The following is a 25,492-nucleotide window of genomic DNA, read 5'->3' on the forward strand; positions in this document are numbered from 1 at the left end:
GTCGCGGGCTTGTTCATCACACGTCCTTGTTCACGTCGAGGTGCAGGCAAGCGTTGTCCATGTGCTGGATACGCAGCGCTGGTGCCCAAAGCGTGCTTGAGCCAAGGACAACACCCGGAAACGCTACCAAGCGCGACAAATAATTGATGTCAGACGCTTCCGAAAATACATCCGCATTTGCAGACTGTTGGTTGGTGAGTCACAAAAAGCTCGCGAGGCACGCCTGCCCGCTGAACCTGCGACGCTCTGCCACTGCTACCATCGTCGGCGCTGACGAAGCGCCTGCGGCGTGCCAGACTGATTGATCGAGGTTCGCCGTTACGCCGACGGCTGTTCCATTTTTTGTTTCGGAGTAGTCATGTCGCTGTCCAGTGGGCTGATCGCTGTGGTCGCCCTGGCCTATATGGCCATCATGTTCGCTATCGCCTTCTATGGTGACCGGCGCAAAACGCCGCTACCACCGCGCTTGCGTGCCTGGGTCTATAGCCTGTCGCTGGCGGTGTACTGCACCAGCTGGACCTTCTTCGGCGCCGTCGGCCAGTCCGCCGAACAGCTCTGGGCGTTCCTGCCGATCTACCTGGGGCCTGTGCTGTTACTGCTGTTCGCACCCTGGGTGCTGCAGAAGATGGTGCTGATCAGCAAACAGGAAAACATCACCTCGATTGCCGACTTCATTGCCGCCCGCTATGGCAAATCTCAGTCGCTGGCGGTGGTGGTGGCGCTGATCTGCCTGGTCGGCGTGCTGCCTTATATCGCCTTGCAGCTCAAGGGCATTGTGCTCGGCGTCAACCTGCTGATTGGCGCCAGTGCCGACGCCACCGGCAGCCGCGTACAAGACACCGCACTGGTGGTCTCACTGGTACTGGCGCTGTTCTCCATCGTATTTGGTACCCGCAGCCTGGATGTCACCGAACACCACCGCGGCATGGTCCTGGCCATTGCCTTCGAATCGATGGTCAAGCTTTTGGCCTTCCTCGCCGTCGGCGCCTTCGTCACCTTTGGTCTGTATAACGGTTTCGACGACCTGTTCAGCAAGGCGCAACTGGCCCCGCGCCTGGAAGGCTTCTGGCAAGAGACGATTAACTGGCCGTCAATGGTGGTCCAGACCGGCGTGGCGATGATGGCGATCATTTGCCTGCCCCGGCAGTTTCATGTCACCGTGGTCGAGAACATCGAACCGCAGGACCTGCGCCTGGCTCGCTGGGTGTTTCCGATGTACCTGATCCTCGCCGCGCTGTTTGTGGTGCCGATCGCCTTGGCCGGGCAGATGTTGCTGCCAGGGGTGATACCCGACTCCTACGTCATCAGCCTGCCGCTGGCCGAAGCGCATCCGGCCCTGGCATTGCTGGCGTTCATCGGCGGCGCTTCGGCCGCCACCGGCATGGTGATCGTTGAAGCGGTGGCGCTGTCGACCATGGTCTCCAACGACATGCTGCTGCCCTGGCTGTTGCGCCGCAACAACGCCGAGCGACCGTTTGAGGTGTTCCGCCACTGGATGCTCTCGGTACGCCGGGTAACCATTGTTGTGATCCTGCTGCTGGCCTACGTCAGCTACCGCCTGCTCGGTTCCACCGCAAGCCTGGCTACCATCGGCCAGATTGCCTTTGCCGCAATCACGCAGTTGACCCCGGCCATGCTCGGCGCCCTGTACTGGAAGCAGGCCAACCGCCGCGGGGTGTTCGCCGGCCTGGCTGCCGGGATCTTCCTCTGGTTCTACACCCTGGTGCTGCCAATTGCCGCCCACAGCCTGGGCTGGTCGCTGGAGCTGTTTCCGGGGCTGGCCTGGCTGCACGGCAACCCGCTGAACCTACCGATCACGCCGCTGACCCAAGGGGTGGTGTTGTCGCTGGCCGGCAACTTCACCTTGTTCGCCTGGGTGTCGATCCTCTCGCGTACCCGCGTGTCGGAACACTGGCAAGCCGGCCGCTTCATTGGCCAACAAACCAGCGCCCGGCCCAATAGCCGTTCGTTGCTGGCAGTACAGATCGACGACTTGCTGCAACTGGCGGCGCGCTTTGTCGGCGAAGAGCGCGCGCGGCAGAGTTTCATCCGCTTTGCCTACCGTCAGGGCAAGGGCTTCAACCCCAACCAGAATGCCGACGGCGACTGGATCGAGCACACCGAACGCTTGCTCGCCGGTGTACTGGGCACCTCCTCGACCCGGGCGGTGGTCAAGGCGGCCATTGAAGGCCGCGACATGCAACTCGAGGACGTGGTGCGCATCGCCGACGAAGCCTCGGAAGTGCTGCAGTTCAACCGCGCCCTGCTGCAAGGCGCTATCGAGAACATCAGCCAGGGCATCAGCGTGGTCGACCAGAACCTGCTGCTGGTGGCCTGGAACCGCCGTTACCTGGAACTGTTCAATTACCCCGACGGCTTGATCAGCGTCGGTCGGCCGATTGCCGACATCATTCGCTACAACGCCGAACGTGGCCTCTGCGGCCCCGGCGAAGCACAGGTTCATGTGGCTCGGCGTCTTCACTGGATGCGCCAGGGCCGTGCGCATACCTCTGAACGGCTGTTCCCCAACGGCCGGGTCATCGAACTGATCGGCAACCCGATGCCGGGCGGTGGCTTCGTTATGAGCTTCACTGACATCACCCCGTTCCGCGAAGCCGAACAAGCGCTTAAAGAGGCTAACGAAGGCCTGGAACAACGGGTCGCCGAGCGCACTCAGGAGTTGTCGCAACTGAACCAGGCGTTGACCGAAGCCAAGAGCCACGCCGAGGCCGCCAACCAATCCAAAACCCGCTTCCTGGCCGCCGTCAGCCATGACTTGATGCAGCCACTCAATGCTGCCCGTCTGTTTTCTGCCGCGCTCTCTCACCAGGGCGACGGCCTCTCCGCAGACGCCCAGCAACTGGTCCAGCACATGGACAGCTCACTGCGCTCCGCCGAGGAATTGATCAGCGACCTGCTCGACATTTCGCGCCTGGAAAACGGCAAGATCACCCCTGACCCCAAACCGTTCGCCCTGAACGAGTTGTTCACCACCCTGGGTACCGAATTCAAGGTATTGGCCCAGCAACAGGGCCTGGATTTTCGCGTACGCTCCAGCCGCTTGCGGGTGCACAGCGACATGAAACTGTTGCGCCGAATCCTGCAGAACTTCCTGACCAATGCCTTCCGCTACGGCAAGAGCCCGATCCTGCTCGGTGTCCGCCGGCACGGCGGCAAGCTGTGGCTGGAGGTCTGGGATCGCGGCCCGGGCATCGCCGATGACAAGCTGCAGGTGATTTTCGAGGAATTCAAACGCCTGGACAGCCATCAGACCCGCGCCGAAAAAGGCCTGGGCCTGGGCCTGGCAATCGCTGACGGCCTGTGCCGGGTGCTCGGCCACTCATTAGAGGTGCGTTCCTGGCCGGGCAAAGGCAGCGTGTTCCGTGTCAGCGTGCCCCTGGCAACGACACCAGCCGCCCCCATCGTCACCCCAGCCGAGCAAGGCGGCCAACCACTGGCCGGTATGCAAGTGCTGTGTGTCGACAACGAAGACAGCATTCTGATCGGCATGAACAGCCTGCTCAGCCGCTGGGGATGTCAGGTATGGACGGCACGCAACCGCGACGAGTGCGATGCCTTGCTCAAAGAAGGTATGCGGCCGCACCTGGCGCTGGTTGACTTTCACCTGGACGACGGCGAAACCGGTACCGAGCTGATGGCCTGGCTACGCACGCGCCTGGGCGAACCGGTGCCAGGCGTGGTGATCAGTGCCGACGGTCATAGTGAGACGGTGGCGCAGGTGCATGCCGCTGGCCTCGATTTCCTCGCCAAGCCAGTCAAGCCGGCAGCGCTGCGGGCCCTGCTCAATCGCCATCTGAGCCTGGTCCAGTAAGGCTGCTGGCAGCCAGCGGGTCACCTTCGCTCATGGCCCGTTCCAGCAAATCGGCCGGCAAGCTCTTGCTGGCGCGGGCGCCGAGCAACTTCAGTTGCTCGCTGCGGCTGATCAAGTTGCCGCGCCCCTCACAAAGCTTGTTGCGGGCAGCGCTGTAGGCTTTATCGACTTGCTGCAAGCGATTGCCCAGCTCATCCAGGTCCTGGATGAACAACACGAATTTGTCATACAGCCAGCCCGCGCGCTCGGCAATTTCCCGGGCGTTCTGGCTCTGGCGCTCTTGTTTCCATAGGCTGTCGATCACCCGCAAGGTGGCCAGCAAGGTGGTTGGGCTGACGATCACGATCTGCCGGTCGAACGCCTCCTGGAACAGATTGGGCTCAGCCTGAAGCGCCGCGGAAAAGGCCGCTTCGATCGGTACGAAGAGCAGAACGAAATCCAGGCTGTGCAAGCCTTCCAGGCGATTGTAGTCCTTACCCGACAAGCCTTTTACGTGGTTGCGCAACGACAGCACATGCTGTTTGAGGGCCGCTTGGGCAATCTCGTTGTCATCAGCGCCGACATACTGCTGATAGGCCGTCAGGCTGACCTTGGAGTCGACCACCACCTGCTTGTCGCCCGGCAACATGATCAGTACGTCCGGCTGGAAGCGTTCGCCGTCCGCGCTCTTGAGGCTGACCTGAGTCTGGTACTCACGGCCCTTCTCCAGCCCGGCGTGCTCAAGCACCCGCTCGAGAATCAGCTCACCCCAGTTGCCCTGGGTTTTCTGGCCCTTGAGCGCCTGGGTCAGGTTGGTGGCTTCATCACTCAAACGCAGGTTAAGTTGCTGCAGACGCTCCAGCTCTTTGCCCAGGGAAAACCGCTCACGCGCTTCCTGCTGGTAGCTGTCTTCAACGCGCTTCTCGAAGGCTTGAATACGCTCCTTGAGTGGGTCGAGCAATTGCCCCAAATGCTGCTGGCTGGTCTGGGCGAAACGTTGCTCACGCTCGTCAAAGATCTTCGTCGCCATTTCGGCGAATTGCGCGCGCAGCTCGTCCCGCGAACCCTGCAGGTCATCGAGGCGTTGTTGATGGCTTTCCTGTTGTTCGCGCAGCTCAGCGCCCAAGGCCGCGCTGTGGGCGTCCAGGCGGCGCAGTTCGGCCTCACGGGCGCTACGTTCGAGCTGCCAGGCATGGGCTGCATCGCGGGCGTTGTCGCGGTCGATCTGCAGCAACTCCAGCTCACGGGCTTGCGCCGCCAGGGTCGCCTGTTTGGCAGCGTTGGCCTGGCTCAAATCACTGATTTCGTCGCGACTGGCGTCGAGCTGGGCGAGTAAGCCCTCCTGAGCCAACTGGACACTGCTCAGACGCTCCTCAAGCAAGGCCGCCTGCGCTTCACGGGCAGCAAACCGCCGTTGCTGCTGAAACACCCAGCCCAGACAAGGCACTGCGGCCGCTATGATACCCAGCACAATGCTGGTCAGATCCAACGCCATCGCCACCCGAACACTCCCTAGCAAAATCAACGGCAGAGCTTATCAGCCTTGCCACTGCCGTGCAGTCAAGCGTCTGGTAACTGCTTAAGCAAGCGCCGGGCTTCTTGAGAGCCTTGAGAAGACGCCAGCTCCAGCCAGTAGCGAGCCTGCTCGGGCTCGTTGATCTGCGCTTGAGCGCACAAGCGACCGTATTCGAGCTGCGCGCGGCGATCGCCGGCGCGGGCCGCCTGGCGCAGCAGGTCATGACCGATGCGCCGGTCGCGAGCGTTGCCACAATCACGACAGAGCATCTGCCCCAAACGGCTTTGCGCGACCACCACACCCTGACGCGCAGGCTGCTTGAGCAAGCGTCCGGCAAAGTGTTTGACGTTGGGGTTGTCGCCCAGCCGCGGATTGTCGAGCAGCCATAAAGCGACCTTCAAGGAGAAGCGCTTTGGCTCAGGCACAGGCGGTGGCGTGGAATCAATTGCAGGAATTTTGGCGCGAAACTTCATAACCAACAGCGACGACAACTCGAGAGGCGCGCCACTCTACACCTTTTTTTCGCCAATGACCCGAGGTCGCCGACAACTTTTTTCAAAATATTTCTGCGTGCTTTTATTGACGCCGGTCGAGGTGTTTTTCCTCCGCCAGACGCCCTGGCGAAGATTGTCGGACACATCGGAAAAAGCTAGCACGCCCGTCCTAGAGCAAGCGCTCGGGACAATCCACAGAAGCTGTGGATAACTCGGTGGACAACCCCCTCCAAGACCCCGCAAACCCCTATGAAATGGGGCTTTTGCTCAAACTGTCGATTTTTTCACCAGCTAAAATAAGTGTTTTTTTTCATTGACTTAAGTTATTGGGCAAGTCATTGGCGCAGTGATCAGGCAGTGTTGCAGGGCTGTAACATCGCCCGCCCCATGTGTGCACATGCGCCCCAATGAAAGGCAATTCGTTGCACGAATTTGGCACGTTCTCGACGTTATCGCGCCTTCAGTGCCTCTTCACAGGCGATGAAAAAAGCGAGATACTGGCCGGCTCCGCGAATAAAAAGCCATCCTTCTTGCTAAGACCCAACCTTTGCGGTAGTCTTGCCACCGTTAGTACCAAGCTGAAAGTCAATTCTGGCCAAAGCAGTCCTTACAGTGCCCTCTCCACCTTGGAACAGCGCCTGTTGAAACAAGGACCGGCCGACTCGATGGTTCCCAGGTAAATCACTTCTTACTCTGACCGAACCAACCTGCAGATTGATCAGGATCTTCACCCCGCGGCATAGAACCTCGACCCGGTGTGTTGCCTGCCCTCTGACGTACCTACCAGTCAGCCCCAGCGCCACATGATGAATGCGCCCAAAACTGGCTGCCCTGTTCCAGTCAGGTTCTTCGCCTAGACTAAATCCCGGCGTTACTGGAACGTTTTAAGTGTGCACGGATCGAAACCGTGTCTATTGCAGGAACATCTAATAACTATGACTCACTCTATCCATACTCAGGCTGCGATTAGCACCCTTTCCCAGGCATTTGCCCCGCTCAATTGCTTGATCAACGCATCACGCAAAGGCAGCTTCAGCTTCACCCTGGTCAACGAGCACGGCATTGCCCGTCACAGCGAGCGCCTGTACCCCGAGCAGTACAGCCAAGCCGAACCGCTGCAAGCGGTGATCGAGCGCACCCGTCAGGCACTGACTGCCTGATCCGCGCTTCGCTGCAACAGCTCAAGCCCCGCCCTCTCGCGGGGCTTTTTTATGTGCGTAGCGGTACCCACAGGGGGCGTTTCTTAATCACCGCACGGCATATGGTTTATAACTAAAAGCCGCAAATGTTTTAAAAACAGTCCTTTACAGCACGAATATGACACTACACTTCAACTCAAGCGGCAGAGGCCGCTTCCGGCGGGCCTGACCGACTCTCCAGCTGCCAAGCTCCAGCGTCCGCCGGCCACATTCAAGTTCGAGGGCATTATGGGTATCGCCGCGAGCGAGTTGAGCCAATTTGTCATTCGCCCGACCCTGATCTACCTGGGCCGCCACTGCGCCAGCGCTGAAGCTTTATTGCTGGGTGTTGCCGCCAGCCAGTCCGCCCTCGGCTCCGCCTTGCATGATCGCCGCGGTCACGGCCTCTACCGGATTGCCGAACTGCGCCACCAAAACGTCTGGGACCAGTTCCTGGCCCGCGACCCGGAACTGGCCAGCCTGGTGCGCGGCCTGGCCAGTCAACACGCCTTCCTCAGCGGCCCGCACCTGGAACTGACCGTCAACCTGCGCTACGCCACCGCCATCGCCTGGATGCTCATCGAAGAACAGGCCCACGCCCTCCCCGCTGCCGACGATCTTCTGGGCCTTGCGCGCATCTGGCGCCAGACCTTTCACCCCCAGGGACGTCTGCGCGATTTCACCTGCGCATGGCAAACCTGCATCGCGCCTGTGACTCTTGAAGCCTGCTGACAGTCACTGAACTCCATATTCGGAAATTTCCCACCTTTCTGGTCGGATTGTCCTACAAAACCGCTCTATCTCCTGCGATACAGCCTATAGCGCTGCGGGCGAAATGTTGGTAATTTTCGCCCCGGAGATCCCAAGGAGTTCTAATAATGAAAAAAGTAATGCTCAAAACCTCTCTTAGCCTCGCCGTCACTCTCGCCTCGACTCAACTGCTCGCCAGCGGCTTTGCCCTCAACGAACAGAGCGTCAGCGGCATGGGCACAGGTTTCGCGGGTCGTTCTTCTTCTGCCGATGATGCCAGCACCGTATTCGGCAACCCTGCCGGTATGTCACGCCTGAAACGTGAACAAGTCACCGTGGGTGGCGCAGCCATTATTGCCAAAACCGACATCAAGGACGGTCGTGGTACCTTTGGCGGCAGCAATGACGGTGACATGGTTCCAACCGTCGGCGTTCCAATGGGCTTCTACGTCAAGCCAATCGATGAGCACTGGGCGTTCGGTATCGGTATGTACGTACCTTTCGGCCTGGTGACTGACTACGAAAGCGGCTTTGCCGGCCGTTACTTCGGCAGCAAAAGTGAAGTGCAGGTCGTCACCCTGCAGCCAACAATCAGTTACGCCTTCAACGACAAGGTTTCTATCGGTTTCGGCCCAACCATCAACCGCATTGATGGCACCCTGGAATCCGCAGCACTGAACCGTGCCTCGCCAGGCATAAATGACGGCAAAGTAAAGATTTCCGGTGATGACACTGCCATCGGTTACAACATCGGTATTCTGGTACAAGCCACCGACAACACTCGCGTCGGCCTGACCTATCACTCAATGGTCGACTACAAACTTGAAGGTGATACCAAGATTTCCGGCTCTGGCTTCGGCCCGTTCAGCGGTAACAAGTTCGACGCAACGTTGAAGATCAAAACGCCGGAATCGGTCGACTTCTCGGTCACCCACGAGCTCGATGCCAACTGGACACTGTATGCCGGTAGCACCTGGACCCGCTGGAGCCGACTGGAAGCCATTACCGTCAACAACGACGGCGTTCCTGCCCCGCTGCAACCAGGGCTAGGCCAGATCAGCGAAGACCAGAACTGGCATGACACGTGGGCGCACGCTATCGGTGCTGCCTATAAAGTGAACAAAGAATGGACCCTGCGTGCAGGTTTCAGTGTCGACCAGGCCCCAACCAATAACACCAACCGCTCGCCGCGCATTCCGACAGGCGACCGCAAGGTGTTCAGCCTGGGCGCTGGCTGGAACCCTAGCGATGACATGACCATCGACCTGGCCTACTCCTACCTGATGGAAGAAGACGTCAAGGTTAATCAGACCACCTCTCTGAGCGACCCGGCCCACTTCAAAGGCTCCTACAGCGGCAAGTATGAAAACAGTGCTCACGGTCTCGGTGCATCGCTCACCTACCGCTTCTGATTCAACGCTGCCAACACAAAAAACCGCCGATTTCGGCGGTTTTTTTTAGGCGCTAGACGCTCACGGCTGCGAAGCGATGGCCTTCTCAATCGCGGCCTTGAATTCGGGGTCGTCCGGTTTGGTCAGGCTGGAGAAATTGGCGACCACGTTGCCCTGCCGATCAACCACGTACTTATAGAAATTCCACTTCGGCGCACTGCTTTGCTTGGCGAGGTTCTTGAACAAGGGAATCGCATCATTGCCACGCACAGGTTGGGCTTTGGTCATGGTGAAGGTGACGCCATAGTTGGCATAGCAGACCTTAGCGGTCTTCTCGGCGTCGGCGTCCTCTTGCTTGAAGTCGTTGGACGGCACACCGAGCATCTCCAGCCCTTGACTGTGATAGGTCTTGTAGACCCCTTCCAGGCCTTCAAATTGCGGGGCAAAACCACAATAGCTGGCAGTATTGACCACCACCAGCGGCTTGCCGGCAAACTTCTCACACAGGTCAATCTGCTCTTTGCCACGCAACTCCGGCAGGCTGCCCTTGAGCAATGCCGGACAGTCCGCGGCCTGTACCGATGCAGCGGCCATCAGAGTGAACAGTGGAACCAACATCCAACGTGCGCGCATCATCGTCTCTCCCTTGAACAGGTCTATGACGTTCAGAATACGCCTAGCACACGCCCATGCCCAACTGCATCAGCGCCAGCCCACCTTCATGCCACCCCCACCAGACCAGCGCCAGCAGCAACAATGCGCAAAGGGCCAGAAGCCCACGCAGGGCAAAGCGGTTCATGCCGCTTGCGCCTGCAGGCGTGCCACAGGGCGCTCACGCACCGGCCAGTTAAGCGCAGCCGCCAACAGGCTGAGGAGGATCGAAATCTGCCAGACCAGGTCGTAATTGCCGGTCTGGTCGTACACTACCCCACCCAGCCAGCCTCCCAGGAAGGCGCCCAACTGGTGGAACAGGAACACGATACCGCCGAGCATCGACAGGTTACGCACGCCAAACAGGGTCGCCACCGTGCCATTGGTCAACGGCACGGTCGACAGCCACAACAGGCCCATGGCGATGCCGAACAGGTAAGCACTGAACTGAGTGACCGGCGCCCAGAGAAACAGCACGATCACTACCGCGCGCAACAGATACAGCGCCGTCAGCAAACGCGGCTTGGACATCCGTCCACCCAGCCAACCGGCGGTGTAGGTGCCGACAATGTTGAACAACCCGACCAGGGCCAGCACTGTAGTGCCGATGGTGGCTGGCAGGTGTTGGTCGACCAGGTAGGCCGGCAAGTGCACACCGATGAACACCACCTGAAAGCCACAGACGAAAAAGCCCAAGGCCAACAGCCAGAAACCAGAATGCGTGCAGGCTTCACGCAAGGCCTGGCCAAGGCTTTGTTCGGCACCATGGCTGGGCAGCGGTCGATCCTTCAACAACCCCACCAGCGGCACGATGAAGGCCACCAGCAAGCCCAGCACCAGCAAGGCCGCTGACCAGCCCAGCCAGCCGATCAGGCCAAGGGTGCCCGGCAGCATGGCGAACTGACCGAACGACCCGGCGGCACTGGCAATACCCATGGCCATGCTGCGCTTCTCTGGTGGTACGGCACGCCCTACCACGCCAAGGATCACCGAGAATGAAGTGCCGGAGAGGCCAATGCCAATCAACAGACCGGCGCTCAGCGACAGGGTCACTGCCGAATCGGACATGCCCATCAGCACTAGCCCAACGGCATACAGAACACCGCCGACCATCACCACTTTTGCTGCACCAAGGCGATCAGCCAAAGCCCCGGCAAAGGGTTGCGCCAGGCCCCAGATCAGGTTCTGCAAGGCAATGGCGAAGGCGAACACCTCCCGCCCCCAGCCAAAGTCGGCACTCATCGGCGCCAGAAACAAGCCGAAGCCATGCCGCACGCCCAGTGACAGCGCCAGGATCAACGCAGCCCCGAGGAGAATCCAACCACTGGTTCGCCATACCGATGTCATTATTGTTTTCTCCACAGCGCCGCAAAATTATACGGGTATATACCCACTTTAAGTCGAAAAGGGTTCAGGCAAGCAGCCCAAGCAGACGCACCAGTTCATCACGCTGCCCTTCGCCCAAGGTATCAATCAAATTGGCCTGAGCTTTTTCCCAGGCCGGCTCCGCCGCGCGTAAACGCTCATGGCCCTGATTGGTCAACAACACCAGGCGGTTACGTAGATCCCGGCCTTCAGCCAGCGCCACTAGCCCTTCGGCTTCCAGCACTCGCAGGTTACGCCCCAGGGTACTGCGATCCAGGCCCATGGCCTCAGCCAGGGTCGAGATACTCGGTTGATCGAGACGACGCAAATGCCGCAGCAGGGAAAACTGTGCGACATTGATCCCGAAGCCTTCAAGGGCCTCGTCATAGTGTCGACTGACCCCGCGGGCAGCACGACGCAGATGGGTACAGATGCATTCACTGGTCAACATAAATACGTGTATATACCCGCATAAAACTTGATGCAAGAATTTCCTTATCCGACTAGGGCTGCAGTCGCTTGCTAATCGGCTCAAACTCAGCAGTGACCTGGCGCTTCAGCGGGTCAGGGCGTCCTTGCTCGATTGCCTGCCAATAAGCCCAGGGCACCTTGGCGCTGCCCAGCTCATAGTCCATGCCGTCCCAGCTGTCCTCGCGAAAGCTGTAAAAGGCCCAGTGCAGGTTCACCTGATCAAGGGTTGTCAGTACGTCCTCCAGGTATTGTCGACATCCCGGTAAGCGCCGCATGCAGCCAAACTCTCCCGCTACCAGGCGGCTGACAGGCACTTTATGGGTTTGTGCCCACTGCAGGGGGCTTTGCATATACGTCCTGACCCGTTCACGGCCCCACACCTGTTGCTGTCCGGCAAACTTCACGGGACCTGGATAGGCATAAGGTTTTGCCCGGTTCATGTTTGGCGCACTGGTAGCGTGGTAAGGCTCGTACATATGAAAGCTGTACAGCACGCGTGCGTCAGACAGCGCAGCAGGCCAGTAGGCAAAGGCATCGGCGGCGGCATACCAGCCGGCGTCGACCATCACCGGGGTCAGCGGGTCCACTTCGCGGATGGCGGCGATCACTTGCGTATAGAACGCCGGCAAATCGCGCGCGCCGCCCTGTTGCTGCTGATACCAGGTCTGCATGTCGGCCGCCGCTGCATGCTCGGCAAGGCCGCCCATCTTTTCCGGCGCTGGTTCGTTGATCAGGTTGTAGCCGGCAATGGCCGGATGGTCCTTGAGCGCTGCGGCCAGATCACGCCAGAAGGCAGCCGACTGCAACCACCAGGCCTTGTCTTGCCACAGGCGGTCGTCAAATCGGTCATGGTTGTTCTGCATCCAGCGCATGCCCGGCAATGACAGCGGCGCAATGACCACCTTGAGCCCGGCGCCATGGGCCGCATCGAGCACTGTGCGCAGTTGCGCCAGATCCTCGGCGATCAACCCCTTGTAGCCATCGGCATCGCCCAGCAGGAAGTCGCGCCCGGCAGGCTGCCACTTGTCGTAAGACAGGCGCACCCAACTGGCACCGTAATTCTTGAGTGCCTGGAAGTACGCCTGATCAGGCGCTAGCCGGTTGAAACTGTTGCCACCGTGGCGTGGCACCTCCCAGAAGTCGATCAGATCTGCGGCTTTCGCGCTGCCGAACGCGCAACACAACATCAGCAGCCCACTACGCAACCATCCCCTCATACGCCACCTCCCTGACAAAGATGGCAAGCATACGCTCGCCACTGCCAGGGAAAAGCCGCCCCCGGACTACCCAGTGATCACAACACCAGACTGAGTAAAACCGCCAACTCCAGCAATTCCAGGAGCGCGCCGGCAGTATCACCGGTCGTGCCGGCCAATCGCCGAATCATCATTCGACGAAAGCAGAAAAAGGCCACACCAGCGACGGCCAAAACATACAGACCTTCCAGGCCAGTCAGGCAAAGACATAGGGCGCAACTTACAAACAACACCCACTGCCCACTACGGCGCGGCAGGTGATCGGCCAGCGCCTGCCCCAGCCCGCCCGCGCGCACATACGGCGTGGTCAGAAACAGCCCGAGCAAGGCTGCGCGCCCCAGCAGGGGGGCGACGATCAGCAACGCGCCCTGCCCTCGCTCCACCAGCACCAGCAAGGAGCAGAACTTGAGCAGCAGCACCAGCATCAGCGTCACTACGGCAATCGGCCCGCTGCGTGGGTCTTTCATGATCTCCAGGGTACGCGCTCGGTCACCGAAGCCACCCAACCAGGCATCGGCACTGTCGGCCAGGCCATCAAGGTGCAGGGCGCCACTGAGCATTACCCAGACGCTCAGCAGCAACGCTGCATGCAACAGCAATGGGCTGCCGTCGAGCAAGGTGCTCAGCCCCCAGAGCAATACGCCGAACAGCCCTCCCACCACCGGGTAATACAGCAGTGAGCGGCCCATTTGCTCAGGGCTCGGCATCCCCGGCAGGCGCACTGGCAAACTGCTCAGGAACTGCAAGGCTATCCAGAACGGCAACATTTCAGCGCTCTTCCCGCAGACTACCGTCCGCCAGCACTTCAAGCCGACACAAGGCACCATGACCGACCTCGACCTGCAGCAACTGCTCCCGCGGCAAGCCCCTGGCGCGCGCCAGCAATAGGCGCATCACGCCACCATGGGTGACCAATAGCAGATGCTTACCCGCGTGCTCGTAGTGCAACCGGTTAATGGCGGCCAACACACGCTCAGAAAAATCGATCACCGCCTCACCGCCAGGCGGCGTGAACCCGTAGGGGTCGGACCAGAACTGCCCCAGTTGCTGTTCATGGGTGAGCATCAGATCAGCGGCGCTACGCCCTTCCCATTCACCAAAGTGCAGCTCCTGCAGTGCAGGCTCCAATTGCACGGGCAACCCCATTTGCTCGCTGAGCGACTGGGCAAAGCGCGCACAGCGCTGCAAAGGTGAACTGACCAAGACAGCCCAAGGCTGCGGGTTAGCCACCGCAGCGTGCATCTGCGCCCAGCCCTTGGCGGTCAAGGCATCATCCAGGCTGCCGCGCAGGCCGCCACCCTGCTCGGTTTCACCATGGCGCAGCAGGTCGATGATCATGCCGGACGGTCCGCCACGGCGGCTTCAGCGAAGGTCGCCATCTGCCCGTGCAGGTCGCAGGCTAGACGCAACAGCGGCACCGCCAGCGCCGCGCCACTGCCCTCACCCAGGCGCAAGCCAAGTTCCAGCACAGGTTCAGCGTCGAGCTCGGCCAACAGCCGCCGATGCCCCGGTTCAGCGCCGCGATGGCCAAACAGCAGCCAGTCACGGCACCCCGGATTGATTCGCACCGCCAGCAACGCGGCCACGGTGCAGATAAAACCGTCGACCAGCACCGCGACGCCTGCTTGGGCACAGCCCAGATAGGCACCGACCAAGGCGGCGATTTCAAAACCGCCGAAGCAGAACAGCGCCCGCAACGGATCATTCGATAGGTCACCATGCAGCACTAACGCACGCTCGATCACCTCAGCTTTATGCCGCACACCAGCAGCATCCAGGCCGGTTCCGGGACCGCTGAGCTCGATGGCTGGGCAACCGAGCAAAGCGCACGCCAACGCGCTGGCCGCGGTAGTGTTGCCGATGCCCATTTCACCACCGATAAACAACTGGCTGGCGCTAGCCGCGGCACGCAAGGCGCTCTCGCGGCCGCCCTGCAGCGCCTGCAAGCCTTGCTCGCGGGTCATTGCCGGGGCCACAACGAAATTCGCCGTGCCAGCGCCGATTCGCAGGTGGCGCACGCCTGGCAGATCGAGTTCCGGGTCGATGGTGCCCAGATCCACCACTTCCAGGTGGGCCTGAAGCTGGCGCGCAAGGACGCTGATCGCCGCGCCACCGCCGACAAAATTATGCAGCATCTGCGCAGTCACCGCCTGCGGATAGGCCGAGATGCCTTCGGCGACCACGCCATGGTCACCGGCAAAAATCGCGATGCTGACCTGATCCAGGCAAGGCTTGAGCTGCCCCTGTAGGCCCGCCAGTTGGACTGCGATGAGTTCCAGGCGCCCGAGGGAGCCGGCCGGCTTGGTCAATTGCTGTTGTCGCGCCACGGCCTGAGCAATGGCCTGCTGATCGAGGGCACGGCAGGCATCAAGCCACCAGGTCTGACTCATGGTGCAGTTCCTTTCAAGGTAAGGGGTAAGCCGGCAACCGTTAGCACCACCCGCTGGCAGCGCTCGGCAATGGCCTGGTGCAACCAGCCAGCTTCATCGACATAGCGCCGGGTCAGCTCGCCCAGCGGTACCACGCCCAGGCCAGTCTCATTGCTGACCAGAATGATCTCGCCGGGCAGCTGCGCCAGGCAGTCGAGCAATGCCGTGCGCTCGGCCAGCAAGCGCTCGGGGTTATCCAGCATCAGCAGGTTGGTCAGCCACAAGGTCAGGCAGTCCACCAACAGGCAGCGTTCGGCACTGGCGTTGGCGCGCAGGACCTGGGCCAGGGCCAGCGGCTCTTCGATCAGCGCCCAACTGGGCGGTCGGCGCTCGCGATGCAGTTGCACGCGAGCATTCATTTCGCCATCCAGTGGTTCGCTGGTAGCGATGTAAGTGACCGCCAGGCCACTGCGCTCAGCCAGTTGTTCGGCCAGGCGGCTCTTGCCGGAACGGGCACCACCGAGGATCAGGTTGAGCATGTCAGTTAAGTCCGCACAAATGCCGTAGGCAGGTGGTATCCAGGTGCTGTTCGACCAGGTCGGCCAGGCGCTCGATGTCGCGCTCGCGCAGGGCCTGGTAATCGACGTGTTCGACGTCGTGTAAGCCAGCCCAGCGCAACAGCGCCGTACACGACTGCGGGCTTTCGAACAGGCCGTGCAGGTAGGTGGCGAGAATCTGCCTATCGGCACTGATAGCGCCGTCGTGGCGACCGTCAGCCAAGTGCACTGCAGGGTGCTCCAGGGCCGCGCCCTGGGTCACCCCGGCATGAATTTCATAGCCGCTGATCGGCGCGTGCTCCAGTTGCAGCGTACCGCTGACATTGCGCAGCTGCTTCTGCGCTTCCAGCTCGGTGACAAAGTCGAGCAGGCCCAGGCCATCACTGCTGCCGGCCGGCCCTTCCAGCCCCAGCGGATCGTCGACCCGCTGCCCGAGCATCTGCAAGCCGCCACAAATACCCAGCAGCTTGCCGCCGTAGCGCAGATGACGACTGATGGCCTGGTCCCACCCCCGAGCACGCAATTGCGCCAGATCGCCACGCACGCTCTTGGAGCCTGGCAAGATGATCAGGTCCGCCGGGGGAATCGCATCGCCTGGGCCGATGAACTGCAAGTCCACTTGCGGGTGCAGGCGCAGCGGGTCGAAATCGGTGTGGTTACTGATGCGCGGCAGTACCGGCACGATCACTTTGAGGGCACGTGCGGCCTTGTCGCTCTGGCGCTGGTCGATACCGTCCTCGGCTTCCAGGTGCAGGTCCATCACATACGGCAGCACGCCCAACACGGGTTTGCCGGTGCGCGCTTCGAGCCAGTCCAGGCCCGGTTGAAGCAAGGCAATATCACCGCGAAAACGGTTGATGACAAAGCCTTTGACCCGCGCCTGTTCGGTGGCCGAGAGTAATTCCAGGGTGCCGACCAAGTGAGCGAAAACCCCACCGCGATTGATATCGGCGATCAGGATCACCGGGCAGTCCACCGCCTCGGCGAAGCCCATGTTGGCGATGTCACCGACGCGCAGGTTGATTTCCGCCGGGGAGCCCGCGCCCTCGACCATCACCACCGGGTATTGCGCGCTCAAGCGCTGATGCGAGTCGAGTACCGCTTGCATGGCGATGACTTTGTAGTCGTGATAAGCCACCGCGTTCATGCTGGTGACGGCGCGGCCGTGGACGATCACCTGGGCACCGGTGTCGCTGTTGGGCTTGAGCAACACCGGATTCATGTCGGTGTGCGGCGCAAGTCCTGCGGCCTGGGCCTGAACGGCCTGAGCGCGGCCGATTTCGCCACCGTCAGCAGTCACCGCACTGTTGAGTGCCATGTTTTGCGGCTTGAACGGCACCACCGCCACGCCCTGGCGCAGCAACCAGCGGCACAACGCGGTCACCAGGGTGCTCTTGCCTGCATCGGAGGTGGTGCCTTGCACCATCAGGGTACTCATGCCAGATCCTTGCGGTAGTCATTGAAGGCGTGCGCCAAGCGCTGAAAGTCGGCTTCAGTGGCTGGCAGACCAAAGCGCAGGCTGGCCGGCTGGCTGAACAGGCGCAGCAGAATGCCGCGTCTGGCCATGAATTCGTGCAGCTGCTCAGCCTGATCGGTGACCAGGTACTGAAAAAGATCGCAGCCGCCAGTGGGGGCAAAGCCGGCGTTGCTGAGCAAGGCTGACAGCTGCTGGCTGGCCACCGCACAACGGGCAATCTGCCGCTGATGCGCGGCACTGTCGAGCAGGCAGGCCTGGCCAAGAATCCGCGTTGGGCCGCTGACGGTCCAGGGCCCCAGCAACTCGGCCAGACGTTGCAACAGCGTTGCCTCAGCCAGAACAAACCCCAGGCGCACACCGGCCAGACCGAAGAACTTGCCAAACGAGCGCAGCACGATCAGCCCAGGGCGCTCTGTCTGGCCGCCAATGCTTTGCGCCGGTGTGTTGTCGATAAACGCTTCATCGACCAGCAACCAGCTCCCGCGCCGGGCCAGACGGGCATTCCAGGCGAGCAATCGCTCAGGGTGAATCAGGCAACCGGTAGGATTGTTCGGGTTGACCACCACCAGCACATCCAGGCTGTCGAGCAACTCGTCCACCTGCTCGCCGTGCAGCTCGAGGACTTGATGGCCTGCGCGTCGCCAGGCCTCGGCGTGCTCGGCATAACAGGGCGAAAGCACACCGACCGTGCCGCGCGCGCGCAGCTGCGGCAAGGCCTGGATCGCAGCCTGTGAGCCCGCTACCGGCAACACCTGTTTGACCCGGTAATACGCGGCGGCGGCCTGCTCCAGGCCGTCGTCGGTTTCCGGCAGGCGCGCCCAGGCGCAAAGCGCAATGGCAGGAACGGCGAAAGACCAGGGAGCAATGCCACTGGACAGGTCAAGCCACTGCTCACGGGCGATACCGTATTGCCGCACTGCGCGCTGCAGGCGTCCACCGTGCTCAAGCATAGAATTCAGCCCCCAGGCACAACAGTAGCAACCACAACCACACGCCTTGGCACACCAGGCGCCAGCCACGCTCGATTGCGTCAGCGTCCGCCGCCGGACCTTCGCCCAATTGCGGGCGCTCGTGCAGTTCACCGTGATACACCGCCGGACCACCGAGTTCCACCCCCAAGGCCCCGGCCCCGGCTGCCATCACCGGCCCCGCGTTAGGGCTGTCCCACAGCGGGGCCTGGCGGCGCCAGCAACTGAGCGCCAGGCGGGTCTTGCCGAGCAGTGCGTAGGTCAACGCCACCAGACGGGCAGGAATATAGTTGAGCAGGTCGTCAATGCGCGCCGCCGCCCAACCAAATCGTTCGAAGCGCTCATTGCGGTAGCCCCACATGGCATCCAGGGTATTGCTCAAGCGATAGAGCACCACGCCCGGCGCACCGGCGACGACAAACCAGAACAACGCGGCAAACACCGCATCGCTACCGTTTTCCAATACCGACTCGGTGGCGGCGCGTGCCACAGCCGTTTCGTCCAGTTCGCGGGTTTCACGACTGACCAGATACCCCACACGGCGACGTGCTTGTTCCAGGTCGGCGCGGCGCAGGGCCTCAGCCACCGGACGCACGTGCTCGCCCAGGCTGCGCAGGCCCAAAGCGCAATACAAGAACAGCACTTCCAGCAACCAACCGATGTAGGGCAGCCAGGACAACAAGGTGGCCAACAAGGTCAGGGGAATCACCGCCAGGAACCAGGCGGTTACGCCATGGCTGCGCCAACCACGACCGGCGGCGTTGAAGCGCTGCTCCAGGCGTCCGGCAAATCGGCCGAAGGCAACCAATGGATGGCGGCGCTGGGGTTCGCCCCACAGCGCATCCAACGCCACCCCGGCAACGGTCAGCAACGCCACACTCATCAACACTCTCCCCACTGGTTTTCGAACAACATGTCGCGCAAAGGTCGCGCCGTGGTCCAGCCTTCAAGGACCAGCATCGGTGCCGGATAGAACGCCTGAACCGGGCCCAGGCAGAGAATCGCCACCGGTTTGGCACCGGCCGGCATGCCCAGCAGTTCGGCCAGCGCCTGCGGTTCGAACAGCGACACCCAACCCATGCCCAGGCCTTCAGCACGTGCTGCCAGCCAGAGGTTCTGGATAGCGCAGGACAACGAGGCGAGGTCCATCTCCGGTAAGGTGCGACGACCGAATATGTGTTTGTCGCGATCATCCATCAAGGCTGCCACCAGCACTTCGGCACAGTCGCTGATGCCTTCAACCTTGAGCTTCATGAACTCATCAGAGCGCTCATCGAGCGCCTCGGCGGTACGCACCCGCTCGGCCTCCACCAGCCCCTGGATGCGCTGACGCAGATCGCCATCGCTGATGCGGATAAAGCGCCACGGCTGCATCAGGCCGACGCTGGGGGCCTGATGCGCCGCCTCCAGCAGGCGCGCCAGCAGTTCAGGCGCTACCTCACCCTTGACGAAGTGACGCATGTCGCGGCGTTCGGCGATGACCCGGTAAACCGCCGCGCGCTCGGCGTCGGTGAAAGCCTGGTCGCTCATGGGGCCAACAGCGCCGCAGTCGCGTGGGGGTTGGAGGCAAAATAAAAATGCACGTAGGACGCGGTCAGGCGCCCACAGCGATAGACCGCTTCAGCACCACGGCCACCGTTGGGACTCTGGCCCCGGGCAATCGGCTCAAGCGCCGTGGTGGTCAGTGAATGATGGTAGGTGTGGCCACGCAAGGTGCCCTCAGGCAGTTCCACAGCTTGCAAGGCCAAGGCTGCCAAACGCTTTTGCATGACCGCCTCGCCTTCGAGCAGGCCCAGCAATTCGGCGCGCTCGCCGGCAACATCGGTCAAGGCTTCGAGCAGGTACAGCATGCCGCCACATTCAGCCAGCAGCGGCTTGCCGGCCTGCTGATGAGCGCGAATGGCACTGAGCATCGAGGTGTTGGCGGCCAGCGCCTGGTGGTGCAGTTCCGGATAGCCGCCCGGCAGGTAAAGGCTGTCCGCCGACGGCAGGGTACGGTCATGCAACGGTGAGAAGAATTTAAGTTCCGCGCCCATCGCCCGCAACAAATCGAGGTTGGCGCCATAGGTGAAGGCGAAGGCTTCATCCCGCGCCACCGCAATGGTTACCCCACTGAGTAAGGGCTCGATAACCTCGGCGCACGGCGCGGCGAACGCCACGGGCGGTGGCAACGACGACTCGCAACTGGCACCCAGGGCCGCCGCTGCAGCGTCCAGACGAACCTCCAGGTCATTGAGTTCACTGGCCTGAACCAGGCCCAGGTGTCGACTTGGCAGTTCAATACCGGTTTCTCGCGACAGCCCGCCGTACCAACGCAGGCCTTCAGTCAGACTGCCTTCAAGCAGTTGCGCGTGGCGCAGGGTGCCAACACGGTTCGCCAATACCCCGGCGAACGGCAGGTCTGGCTGATAGCGTGCCAGGCCCAAGGCCAGGGCGCCGAAGGTCTGGGCCATGGCGGTGCCGTCGATTACCGCCAGCACCGGCACATTGAAATGCCGAGCCAGATCGGCACTCGACGGTGTGCCGTCGAACAGGCCCATGACCCCTTCAATCAGGATCAGGTCGGCGTCAGCTGCCGCCTCCCACAGCAAACGGCGACTTTCCTGCTCACCCACCATCCACAGGTCGAGTTGGTACACCGGTGCACCACTGGCCCGTTCGAGGATCATCGGGTCAAGAAAATCCGGGCCGCACTTGAACACCCGCACCTTGCGCCCGAGGTTACGGTGCAGCCGCGCCAGGGCAGCAGTCACCGTGGTCTTGCCCTGGCCCGAGGCCGGGGCGGCAATCAGTACCGCCGGACAGTGGCGCGTATCACTCATAGTTCCACGCCCTTCTGGGCGCGGATGCCGGCCTGGAACGCGTGTTTGATCATGCCCATCTCGGTGACGGTGTCGGCCAGTTCGATCATTTCATCCTTGGCACCGCGGCCGGTGACAATCACATGCTGCATCGGCGGACGCGCCTGCAGATCGCTGAGCACTTGGTCCAGGTCGAGGTAGCCGTGCTTGAGGGCGATGTTCAGTTCGTCGAGGACCACGAAGGTAATGGCGGGGTCCTGCAGCAACTGGCGTGACACCGCCCAGGCTGCTTCAGCGGCGGCGATGTCGCGCTGGCGGTCCTGGGTCTCCCAGGTGAAGCCCTCGCCCATCACGTGATAGCGCACCTGCTCGGGAAAGCGTCGGAAGAACAGCTCTTCACCGGTACTGTTGCGGCCTTTGATGAACTGCACCACGCCGCACTGCATGCCATGGCCCATGGCCCGGGCCAACATGCCGAAGGCTGAGCTGCTCTTGCCCTTGCCGTTGCCGCTGAGCACCAGCAGCAAGCCGCATTCGCTCGGGGCGTTGGCAATACGCTCGTCGATAATCGCCTTCTTGCGCTGCATACGGGCCAGGTGGCGTTCGTCACGCTCGGTGGATTCAGTCATCGCAGTCTCCGCAAACCCCTGTCAGCCAATCTCGCTACGCACCTGGCAGCACGGGCTGCACAGGTTTCGAGGTAAAGAGATGGCTACAGATCAATGGATAAGGCAGACGGAGAAACACGCAGGACCGCGGCACAAGCCGAAAGAACCGCGCATCACCCTCCGTGATGCCGTTGGCTGTTACAGGCCGGTCTCCGGGCTTGTGAGCGGGGCCATGAATACCCAGGGTCGCGCGCCTTCCCGGGGTTGATCACCCAGTGGCCATGCGCGGCCTTGACTCACCTACCGTTGCGGGGGCAGCGCCGGACTCGCACGCCTTTTGCGTGCCCACCGGCTTCCCTGTTTCACCCTGCCAGGCCACAGCCCACAGAGCACCTGAAACAAGTCGCGAAGGTTAGAGGGTTGCACCCGGAGCGTCAATGAAAGGCGCTGCACTGGCCTGGATCAATGGCGCTTTTGTCATCTTGTGCCAGCCTGATAGCAGTGATATCAAATAGCCACAAATGGCTGTACTCGAATACAACGACAACGGAGAGAACGGCATGCAAGGACTGATCATCAACAACCCGCGCCTGGAGTTTCTGCGCCCGGCCCTGGAGCGCTGGTTCGACTGTATCGACCGCCTCAACCAGACCCTGGGTGACAACGAAGCCGCTTATTGGCATGGCGCCCAAGCCAACCTCAGCGTGCTTTCGGCTGCTGCCTGGCAAGCAGAACTGGTGACCCTGCAGCATCACCAGAGCAAGAAGCAACGCGACGAAGGGGAACGTGAAGGCCGCTGCGACCTGTACATCGCCAACCGCGAAGAAGCCGCCTACCTGCAAACCAGCCAGCGCTGGCCGCGGATCGCTCGCCTCGACCTGCACAACGCCCTGCAGGAAACGGTGTTTGCCGCACGCCAGGTCGCCGCGCCCAGCCAGCTCAAGGTCGCTGCGTTATTCGCCAGCCCCTGGAAAGCTGGGCAGCACGCCAGCCCCGAAGAGCTGCAGGACCTGGTCGACGACCTGCAAAAGCATACCGCTTGCGCGATTGCCTGGTACTTCCCGTATGCCTACCGCAAGCTGCATGACGAGGCTGGGCAGTATCATCCGGGCGTTGCCCTGCTGCTCAAACAGGCCTGAAGCGCAGGGAACCTCGCGCACACAGCTGCCTCTATTAGCATAGAGGCCAACTTCGCGAGGGATACCGACATGGGTAAGGCGCCGATTGCACTGTTGCTGGCGGTAAGCGCGGGACTGAGTGGCTGCGGCGAAAGTGCCCGCCTGGGAGTGAGCGATGGCTTTGGCCCGTCACCGCAACTGCCGGAACCGAACAAGACCCTGATCCCGACCGTCAACATCGCCCCCGCCGTCGGCTGGCCACAAGGCCGCACGCCGGTCACGGCGCCTGGCACGCAGGTCGCCGTGTTCGCCGAAGGTCTGGACCATCCGCGCTGGCTCTATGTGCTGCCCAATGGCGACGTGCTGGTCGCCGAAACCAATGCGCCGCCCAAGCCTGAAGACGGCAAGGGCATTCGTGGCTGGGTCATGGGCAAGGTGATGAAACGTGCTGGTGCCGGGGTCCCCAGTCCTAATCGCATCAGCCTGTTGCGCGACAGTGATCACGACGGTGTGGCCGAAACCCGCACAACCTTTATCGAAAACCTCAATTCACCGTTTGGCATGACCCTGGTCGGCGATGACTTCTACGTAGCCGATACCGACCGCCTGCTGCGCTTTCGCTATGAACCCGGGGCCACCTCGATCACCACGCCTGCGGCGGTGGTCGCCGAGTTGCCTGGCGGCCCGTTGAATCATCACTGGACCAAGAACGTCATTGCCAGCCGTAACGGCAAGAAGCTTTACGTCACCGTCGGCTCTAACAGTAATGTCGGCGAAAACGGCATGGACCAGGAAAAAGGCCGCGCCGCGATCTGGGAAGTCGACCCCGCCAGTGGCCAGCAGCGCCTGTTTGCCTCGGGCCTGCGTAACCCCAACGGCATGGCCTGGGAACCGCATAGCGGACAACTGTGGACGGCGGTGAATGAGCGCGACGAGATCGGCAGCGATCTAGTACCGGACTACATCACTTCGGTTCAGGACGGCGGTTTTTACGGTTGGCCCTTCAGCTATTATGGCCAGCACATCGATCAAAGGGTCAGCCCGCAGGATCCGCAGTTGGTCGCCAAGGCTATTGCCCCCGACTACGCGGTGGGGCCGCATACCGCCTCGCTGGGCTTGACCTTTGCTGAGCCCGGGGTACTGCCGCCACCATTCGAACAGGGTGCATTCATTGGCCAGCACGGTTCCTGGAACCGCAAGCCACACAGCGGCTACAAAGTCATATTTGTGCCGTTCAGTACAGCGGGTAAACCGGCGGGCAAGCCGATCGACTTGCTGACCGGGTTTCTCAATGACGAAGGCCAGGCCATGGGGCGACCGGTCGGGGTGATCAATGATCAGCGCGGTGGTTTGCTGGTGACGGACGATGTCGGCAACAAAATCTGGCGGGTCAGTAAAGCCAAGTAAACCTATCGCCGCGAGGTGGCGTATCAGCGCTTACGACACAGGGTCAAGCCATCCCCTATCGGCAGCATCGACAGGTCCACCCGAGGATCATCCTTGAGCCCTAGGTTCAATGCCTGGATCGCTCGGGTATCGTCACTGTCGGGCTGTTCCTGCAGCACCCGGCCACTCCACAGGGTGTTATCGAACACCACCAGCCCACCCGTGCGCAGCAGGCGCAGAGCCTCTTCCAGGTAGCGCGGGTAGTTGGCCTTGTCGGCGTCGATAAAGATCAGGTCATAACGCGCTGCTGGCAATGTCGCCAGCGTTTGCAGAGCCGGAGCCAAGCGCAGGTCGATGCGTTGCACCACTCCCGCCTCCTGCCAGTAGCGCCAGGCAATAGCGTTGTAGCTGCCTTCAAGGTCGCAGCACAACAATTGCCCCTGCTCCATGGCCTGAGCCATGCACAACGCGCTGTAACCGGTGAATGTGCCGACTTCGATCACTCGCTGCGCGCCAATCAAGCGCACCAGCAGCGCCAACAACTGGCCCTGCTCCGGCGCCACTTGCCAGCGTGCCTGCGCCAAGGCCTGAGTTTCAGTGCGCAAGCGCGCCAGCAACGGCGTCTCGCGAACAGACACCGCCTGCAGGTAGTGATAGAGAGCATCGTCGAGGTAGAGCGTTTGCGCCGTCATCGCCTACCTCGTCAGGTCAGGGGTTGCGTGCCATGGCAGGCGGCAGAACCCGCTTGGCATTGAGATAGGCTCTGTTCCAGTAGCTATTGGACAGGTAGTCCAGACGCACGGTGCCGCCTGCGGACGGGGCATGCACGAAGCGACCTTCGCCGACATAGATACCGGCATGACTGACCTGCGAGCCGCCACTGGTAGCAAAGAACACCAGGTCGCCCGACTGCAAAGCACCACGGTCGATGCTCGGCGCACGGATACCGATCATTTCCCGGGTGGTGCGTGGCAAGGCAACGCCGGCGGCGTCACGATAGACGTAACCGATCAAGCCACTGCAATCAAAACCCGAGTCGGGTGTGTTGCCACCCCAGCGATACGGCGTACCGACCAGGCCCAGGGCCCGGAACAACACATCTTCGGCAACGGGGGAGAAATACACTTGCGGCGCCATGACGGCTGGCTCGACCACCTTGGGCGGGGTCGGGGCATGGCTGGAGCAGGCACCGAGCAGTGCCAGCAGGGAAAAGAGAGCGAAGCGCGCCTTCATCGCCATGGTCAGAACATCCTGTCTGAAGCCGTCCGGCGGTGGGCCGGAAATAGTTGAGAATTTAGATTAGACGCTTTCTGTAAATACGCACG

General features: G+C 61.6%; 25 protein-coding genes and 1 riboswitch. Of the genes, 6 read left to right on the plus strand and 19 right to left on the minus strand.

Annotated features, from left to right (window positions below; translation table 11 throughout):
* The first annotated feature begins 358 nt into the window (after window positions 1-358).
* The gene (locus tag ACQRAX_RS21725; protein WP_412041373.1) at window positions 359-3,832 is read left to right on the plus strand and encodes a hybrid sensor histidine kinase/response regulator; all 3,474 of its coding nucleotides are present in this window, start codon (window positions 359-361) and stop codon (window positions 3,830-3,832) included.
* Here ACQRAX_RS21725 and rmuC read toward each other — a convergent pair.
* Both rmuC and ACQRAX_RS21735 read right to left on the minus strand, forming a co-directional pair.
* Entirely contained in the window at window positions 3,804-5,192 is a 1,389-nt protein-coding gene (gene rmuC / locus ACQRAX_RS21730; protein WP_412041376.1) for a DNA recombination protein RmuC, read from the minus strand. The two genes, ACQRAX_RS21725 and rmuC, sit on opposite strands and share 29 nt — an antisense overlap.
* A gap of 179 nt (window positions 5,193-5,371) precedes the next feature.
* Window positions 5,372-5,800, minus strand: coding sequence for a tetratricopeptide repeat protein (locus ACQRAX_RS21735; RefSeq protein WP_412041372.1), 429 nt, complete (start codon window positions 5,798-5,800; stop codon window positions 5,372-5,374).
* A 956-nt stretch (window positions 5,801-6,756) separates the two neighbouring features.
* Here ACQRAX_RS21735 and ACQRAX_RS21740 point away from each other — a divergent pair.
* The 3 genes from ACQRAX_RS21740 to ACQRAX_RS21750 all read left to right on the plus strand — a co-directional run bounded on the left by ACQRAX_RS21740 (window position 6,757) and on the right by ACQRAX_RS21750 (window position 9,161).
* On the plus strand, window positions 6,757-6,981 hold the full coding sequence (locus ACQRAX_RS21740; protein WP_412041371.1) for a hypothetical protein: 225 nt from the start codon (window positions 6,757-6,759) through the stop codon (window positions 6,979-6,981).
* Window positions 6,982-7,248: 267 nt separating this feature from the next.
* Window positions 7,249-7,731, plus strand: a complete 483-nt coding sequence (locus tag ACQRAX_RS21745) for a hypothetical protein (RefSeq protein ID WP_412041370.1) — start codon at window positions 7,249-7,251, stop codon at window positions 7,729-7,731.
* A gap of 146 nt (window positions 7,732-7,877) precedes the next feature.
* On the plus strand, window positions 7,878-9,161 hold the full coding sequence (locus ACQRAX_RS21750) for an OmpP1/FadL family transporter (RefSeq protein WP_412041369.1): 1,284 nt from the start codon (window positions 7,878-7,880) through the stop codon (window positions 9,159-9,161).
* 60 nt (window positions 9,162-9,221) lie between these two features.
* Here ACQRAX_RS21750 and ACQRAX_RS21755 read toward each other — a convergent pair whose 3' ends face one another.
* The 15 genes from ACQRAX_RS21755 to cobO form a co-directional block, all read right to left on the minus strand.
* Window positions 9,222-9,773 carry a glutathione peroxidase gene (locus tag ACQRAX_RS21755; protein ID WP_412041375.1) on the minus strand — a complete coding sequence of 184 codons (552 nt, stop codon included), beginning with the start codon at window positions 9,771-9,773 and terminating at the stop codon, window positions 9,222-9,224.
* A 43-nt stretch (window positions 9,774-9,816) separates the two neighbouring features.
* On the minus strand, window positions 9,817-9,939 hold the full coding sequence (locus ACQRAX_RS21760; RefSeq protein ID WP_412041368.1) for a hypothetical protein: 123 nt from the start codon (window positions 9,937-9,939) through the stop codon (window positions 9,817-9,819).
* Complete coding sequence (locus ACQRAX_RS21765) at window positions 9,936-11,138, minus strand: MFS transporter (RefSeq protein WP_412041367.1); 1,203 nt, start codon at window positions 11,136-11,138, stop codon at window positions 9,936-9,938. The genes ACQRAX_RS21760 and ACQRAX_RS21765 overlap by 4 nt, the downstream gene beginning before the upstream one ends.
* 64 nt (window positions 11,139-11,202) lie before the next feature.
* On the minus strand, window positions 11,203-11,607 hold the full coding sequence (locus tag ACQRAX_RS21770; protein ID WP_412041366.1) for a MarR family winged helix-turn-helix transcriptional regulator: 405 nt from the start codon (window positions 11,605-11,607) through the stop codon (window positions 11,203-11,205).
* A 52-nt stretch (window positions 11,608-11,659) separates the two neighbouring features.
* Window positions 11,660-12,814 (minus strand): glycoside hydrolase family 5 protein, encoded by a 1,155-nt coding sequence (locus ACQRAX_RS21775; protein WP_412041374.1) that lies wholly within the window; start codon window positions 12,812-12,814, stop codon window positions 11,660-11,662.
* Between the two features lie 107 nt (window positions 12,815-12,921).
* Window positions 12,922-13,650: an adenosylcobinamide-GDP ribazoletransferase gene (locus ACQRAX_RS21780; protein WP_412041365.1), complete on the minus strand. Its 729-nt coding sequence runs from the start codon at window positions 13,648-13,650 to the stop codon at window positions 12,922-12,924.
* 1 nt (window position 13,651) lies between these two features.
* On the minus strand, window positions 13,652-14,221 hold the full coding sequence (gene cobC / locus ACQRAX_RS21785; protein ID WP_412041364.1) for an alpha-ribazole phosphatase family protein: 570 nt from the start codon (window positions 14,219-14,221) through the stop codon (window positions 13,652-13,654).
* Entirely contained in the window at window positions 14,218-15,273 is a 1,056-nt protein-coding gene (cobT, locus tag ACQRAX_RS21790; RefSeq protein ID WP_412041363.1) for a nicotinate-nucleotide--dimethylbenzimidazole phosphoribosyltransferase, read from the minus strand. Before cobT ends, cobC begins: the two co-directional genes overlap by 4 nt.
* Window positions 15,270-15,791: a bifunctional adenosylcobinamide kinase/adenosylcobinamide-phosphate guanylyltransferase gene (cobU, locus tag ACQRAX_RS21795; RefSeq protein WP_412041362.1), complete on the minus strand. Its 522-nt coding sequence runs from the start codon at window positions 15,789-15,791 to the stop codon at window positions 15,270-15,272. Before cobU ends, cobT begins: the two co-directional genes overlap by 4 nt.
* Window position 15,792: 1 nt before the next feature.
* Window positions 15,793-17,247, minus strand: a complete 1,455-nt coding sequence (locus ACQRAX_RS21800) for a cobyric acid synthase (RefSeq protein WP_412041361.1) — start codon at window positions 17,245-17,247, stop codon at window positions 15,793-15,795.
* Entirely contained in the window at window positions 17,244-18,236 is a 993-nt protein-coding gene (gene cobD, locus ACQRAX_RS21805; RefSeq protein WP_412041360.1) for a threonine-phosphate decarboxylase CobD, read from the minus strand. Before cobD ends, ACQRAX_RS21800 begins: the two co-directional genes overlap by 4 nt.
* On the minus strand, window positions 18,229-19,137 hold the full coding sequence (gene cbiB / locus ACQRAX_RS21810) for an adenosylcobinamide-phosphate synthase CbiB (RefSeq protein ID WP_412041359.1): 909 nt from the start codon (window positions 19,135-19,137) through the stop codon (window positions 18,229-18,231). Before cbiB ends, cobD begins: the two co-directional genes overlap by 8 nt.
* The gene (gene bluB, locus ACQRAX_RS21815; protein WP_412041358.1) at window positions 19,137-19,784 is read right to left on the minus strand and encodes a 5,6-dimethylbenzimidazole synthase; all 648 of its coding nucleotides are present in this window, start codon (window positions 19,782-19,784) and stop codon (window positions 19,137-19,139) included. The genes cbiB and bluB overlap by 1 nt, the downstream gene beginning before the upstream one ends.
* On the minus strand, window positions 19,781-21,076 hold the full coding sequence (locus ACQRAX_RS21820; protein WP_412041357.1) for a cobyrinate a,c-diamide synthase: 1,296 nt from the start codon (window positions 21,074-21,076) through the stop codon (window positions 19,781-19,783). Before ACQRAX_RS21820 ends, bluB begins: the two co-directional genes overlap by 4 nt.
* Window positions 21,073-21,684, minus strand: a complete 612-nt coding sequence (gene cobO, locus ACQRAX_RS21825) for a cob(I)yrinic acid a,c-diamide adenosyltransferase (RefSeq protein ID WP_412041356.1) — start codon at window positions 21,682-21,684, stop codon at window positions 21,073-21,075. Before cobO ends, ACQRAX_RS21820 begins: the two co-directional genes overlap by 4 nt.
* 165 nt (window positions 21,685-21,849) lie before the next feature.
* A riboswitch (cobalamin riboswitch) is annotated at window positions 21,850-22,075 on the minus strand.
* A 148-nt stretch (window positions 22,076-22,223) separates the two neighbouring features.
* On the opposite strand from cobO, the gene ACQRAX_RS21830 reads away from it, so the two are divergent.
* Window positions 22,224-22,802 carry a hypothetical protein gene (locus ACQRAX_RS21830; RefSeq protein WP_412041355.1) on the plus strand — a complete coding sequence of 193 codons (579 nt, stop codon included), beginning with the start codon at window positions 22,224-22,226 and terminating at the stop codon, window positions 22,800-22,802.
* Window positions 22,803-22,871: 69 nt separating this feature from the next.
* Window positions 22,872-24,188 (plus strand): PQQ-dependent sugar dehydrogenase, encoded by a 1,317-nt coding sequence (locus ACQRAX_RS21835; RefSeq protein WP_412041354.1) that lies wholly within the window; start codon window positions 22,872-22,874, stop codon window positions 24,186-24,188.
* Between the two features lie 23 nt (window positions 24,189-24,211).
* Here ACQRAX_RS21835 and ACQRAX_RS21840 read toward each other — a convergent pair whose 3' ends face one another.
* Window positions 24,212-24,859: an O-methyltransferase gene (locus ACQRAX_RS21840; RefSeq protein ID WP_412041353.1), complete on the minus strand. Its 648-nt coding sequence runs from the start codon at window positions 24,857-24,859 to the stop codon at window positions 24,212-24,214.
* Between the two features lie 16 nt (window positions 24,860-24,875).
* Window positions 24,876-25,406, minus strand: a complete 531-nt coding sequence (locus ACQRAX_RS21845) for a C40 family peptidase (protein ID WP_412041352.1) — start codon at window positions 25,404-25,406, stop codon at window positions 24,876-24,878.
* Between the last annotated feature and the right edge of the window lie 86 nt (window positions 25,407-25,492).

The organism is Pseudomonas sp. UM16 (assembly GCF_050312595.1).
Lineage (GTDB): Bacteria > Pseudomonadota > Gammaproteobacteria > Pseudomonadales > Pseudomonadaceae > Aquipseudomonas.

Excerpts from the sequence above, each read along its gene's own strand:
- ACQRAX_RS21725 (WP_412041373.1), top strand. The coding sequence starts at position 359 with ATGTCGCTGTCCAGTGGGCTGATCGCTGTGGTCGCCCTGGCCTATATG.
- ACQRAX_RS21735 (WP_412041372.1), bottom strand. The coding sequence starts at position 5,800 with ATGAAGTTTCGCGCCAAAATTCCTGCAATTGATTCCACGCCACCGCCT.
- ACQRAX_RS21740 (WP_412041371.1), top strand. The coding sequence starts at position 6,757 with ATGACTCACTCTATCCATACTCAGGCTGCGATTAGCACCCTTTCCCAG.
- ACQRAX_RS21745 (WP_412041370.1), top strand. The coding sequence starts at position 7,249 with ATGGGTATCGCCGCGAGCGAGTTGAGCCAATTTGTCATTCGCCCGACC.
- ACQRAX_RS21750 (WP_412041369.1), top strand. The coding sequence starts at position 7,878 with ATGAAAAAAGTAATGCTCAAAACCTCTCTTAGCCTCGCCGTCACTCTC.
- ACQRAX_RS21755 (WP_412041375.1), bottom strand. The coding sequence starts at position 9,773 with ATGCGCGCACGTTGGATGTTGGTTCCACTGTTCACTCTGATGGCCGCT.
- ACQRAX_RS21760 (WP_412041368.1), bottom strand. The coding sequence starts at position 9,939 with ATGAACCGCTTTGCCCTGCGTGGGCTTCTGGCCCTTTGCGCATTGTTG.
- ACQRAX_RS21765 (WP_412041367.1), bottom strand. The coding sequence starts at position 11,138 with ATGACATCGGTATGGCGAACCAGTGGTTGGATTCTCCTCGGGGCTGCG.
- ACQRAX_RS21770 (WP_412041366.1), bottom strand. The coding sequence starts at position 11,607 with ATGTTGACCAGTGAATGCATCTGTACCCATCTGCGTCGTGCTGCCCGC.
- ACQRAX_RS21775 (WP_412041374.1), bottom strand. The coding sequence starts at position 12,814 with ATGTTGTGTTGCGCGTTCGGCAGCGCGAAAGCCGCAGATCTGATCGAC.
- ACQRAX_RS21780 (WP_412041365.1), bottom strand. The coding sequence starts at position 13,650 with ATGTTGCCGTTCTGGATAGCCTTGCAGTTCCTGAGCAGTTTGCCAGTG.
- cobC (WP_412041364.1), bottom strand. The coding sequence starts at position 14,221 with ATGATCATCGACCTGCTGCGCCATGGTGAAACCGAGCAGGGTGGCGGC.
- cobT (WP_412041363.1), bottom strand. The coding sequence starts at position 15,273 with ATGAGTCAGACCTGGTGGCTTGATGCCTGCCGTGCCCTCGATCAGCAG.
- cobU (WP_412041362.1), bottom strand. The coding sequence starts at position 15,791 with ATGCTCAACCTGATCCTCGGTGGTGCCCGTTCCGGCAAGAGCCGCCTG.
- ACQRAX_RS21800 (WP_412041361.1), bottom strand. The coding sequence starts at position 17,247 with ATGAGTACCCTGATGGTGCAAGGCACCACCTCCGATGCAGGCAAGAGC.
- cobD (WP_412041360.1), bottom strand. The coding sequence starts at position 18,236 with ATGCTTGAGCACGGTGGACGCCTGCAGCGCGCAGTGCGGCAATACGGT.
- cbiB (WP_412041359.1), bottom strand. The coding sequence starts at position 19,137 with ATGAGTGTGGCGTTGCTGACCGTTGCCGGGGTGGCGTTGGATGCGCTG.
- bluB (WP_412041358.1), bottom strand. The coding sequence starts at position 19,784 with ATGAGCGACCAGGCTTTCACCGACGCCGAGCGCGCGGCGGTTTACCGG.
- ACQRAX_RS21820 (WP_412041357.1), bottom strand. The coding sequence starts at position 21,076 with ATGAGTGATACGCGCCACTGTCCGGCGGTACTGATTGCCGCCCCGGCC.
- cobO (WP_412041356.1), bottom strand. The coding sequence starts at position 21,684 with ATGACTGAATCCACCGAGCGTGACGAACGCCACCTGGCCCGTATGCAG.
- ACQRAX_RS21830 (WP_412041355.1), top strand. The coding sequence starts at position 22,224 with ATGCAAGGACTGATCATCAACAACCCGCGCCTGGAGTTTCTGCGCCCG.
- ACQRAX_RS21835 (WP_412041354.1), top strand. The coding sequence starts at position 22,872 with ATGGGTAAGGCGCCGATTGCACTGTTGCTGGCGGTAAGCGCGGGACTG.
- ACQRAX_RS21840 (WP_412041353.1), bottom strand. The coding sequence starts at position 24,859 with ATGACGGCGCAAACGCTCTACCTCGACGATGCTCTCTATCACTACCTG.
- ACQRAX_RS21845 (WP_412041352.1), bottom strand. The coding sequence starts at position 25,406 with ATGGCGATGAAGGCGCGCTTCGCTCTCTTTTCCCTGCTGGCACTGCTC.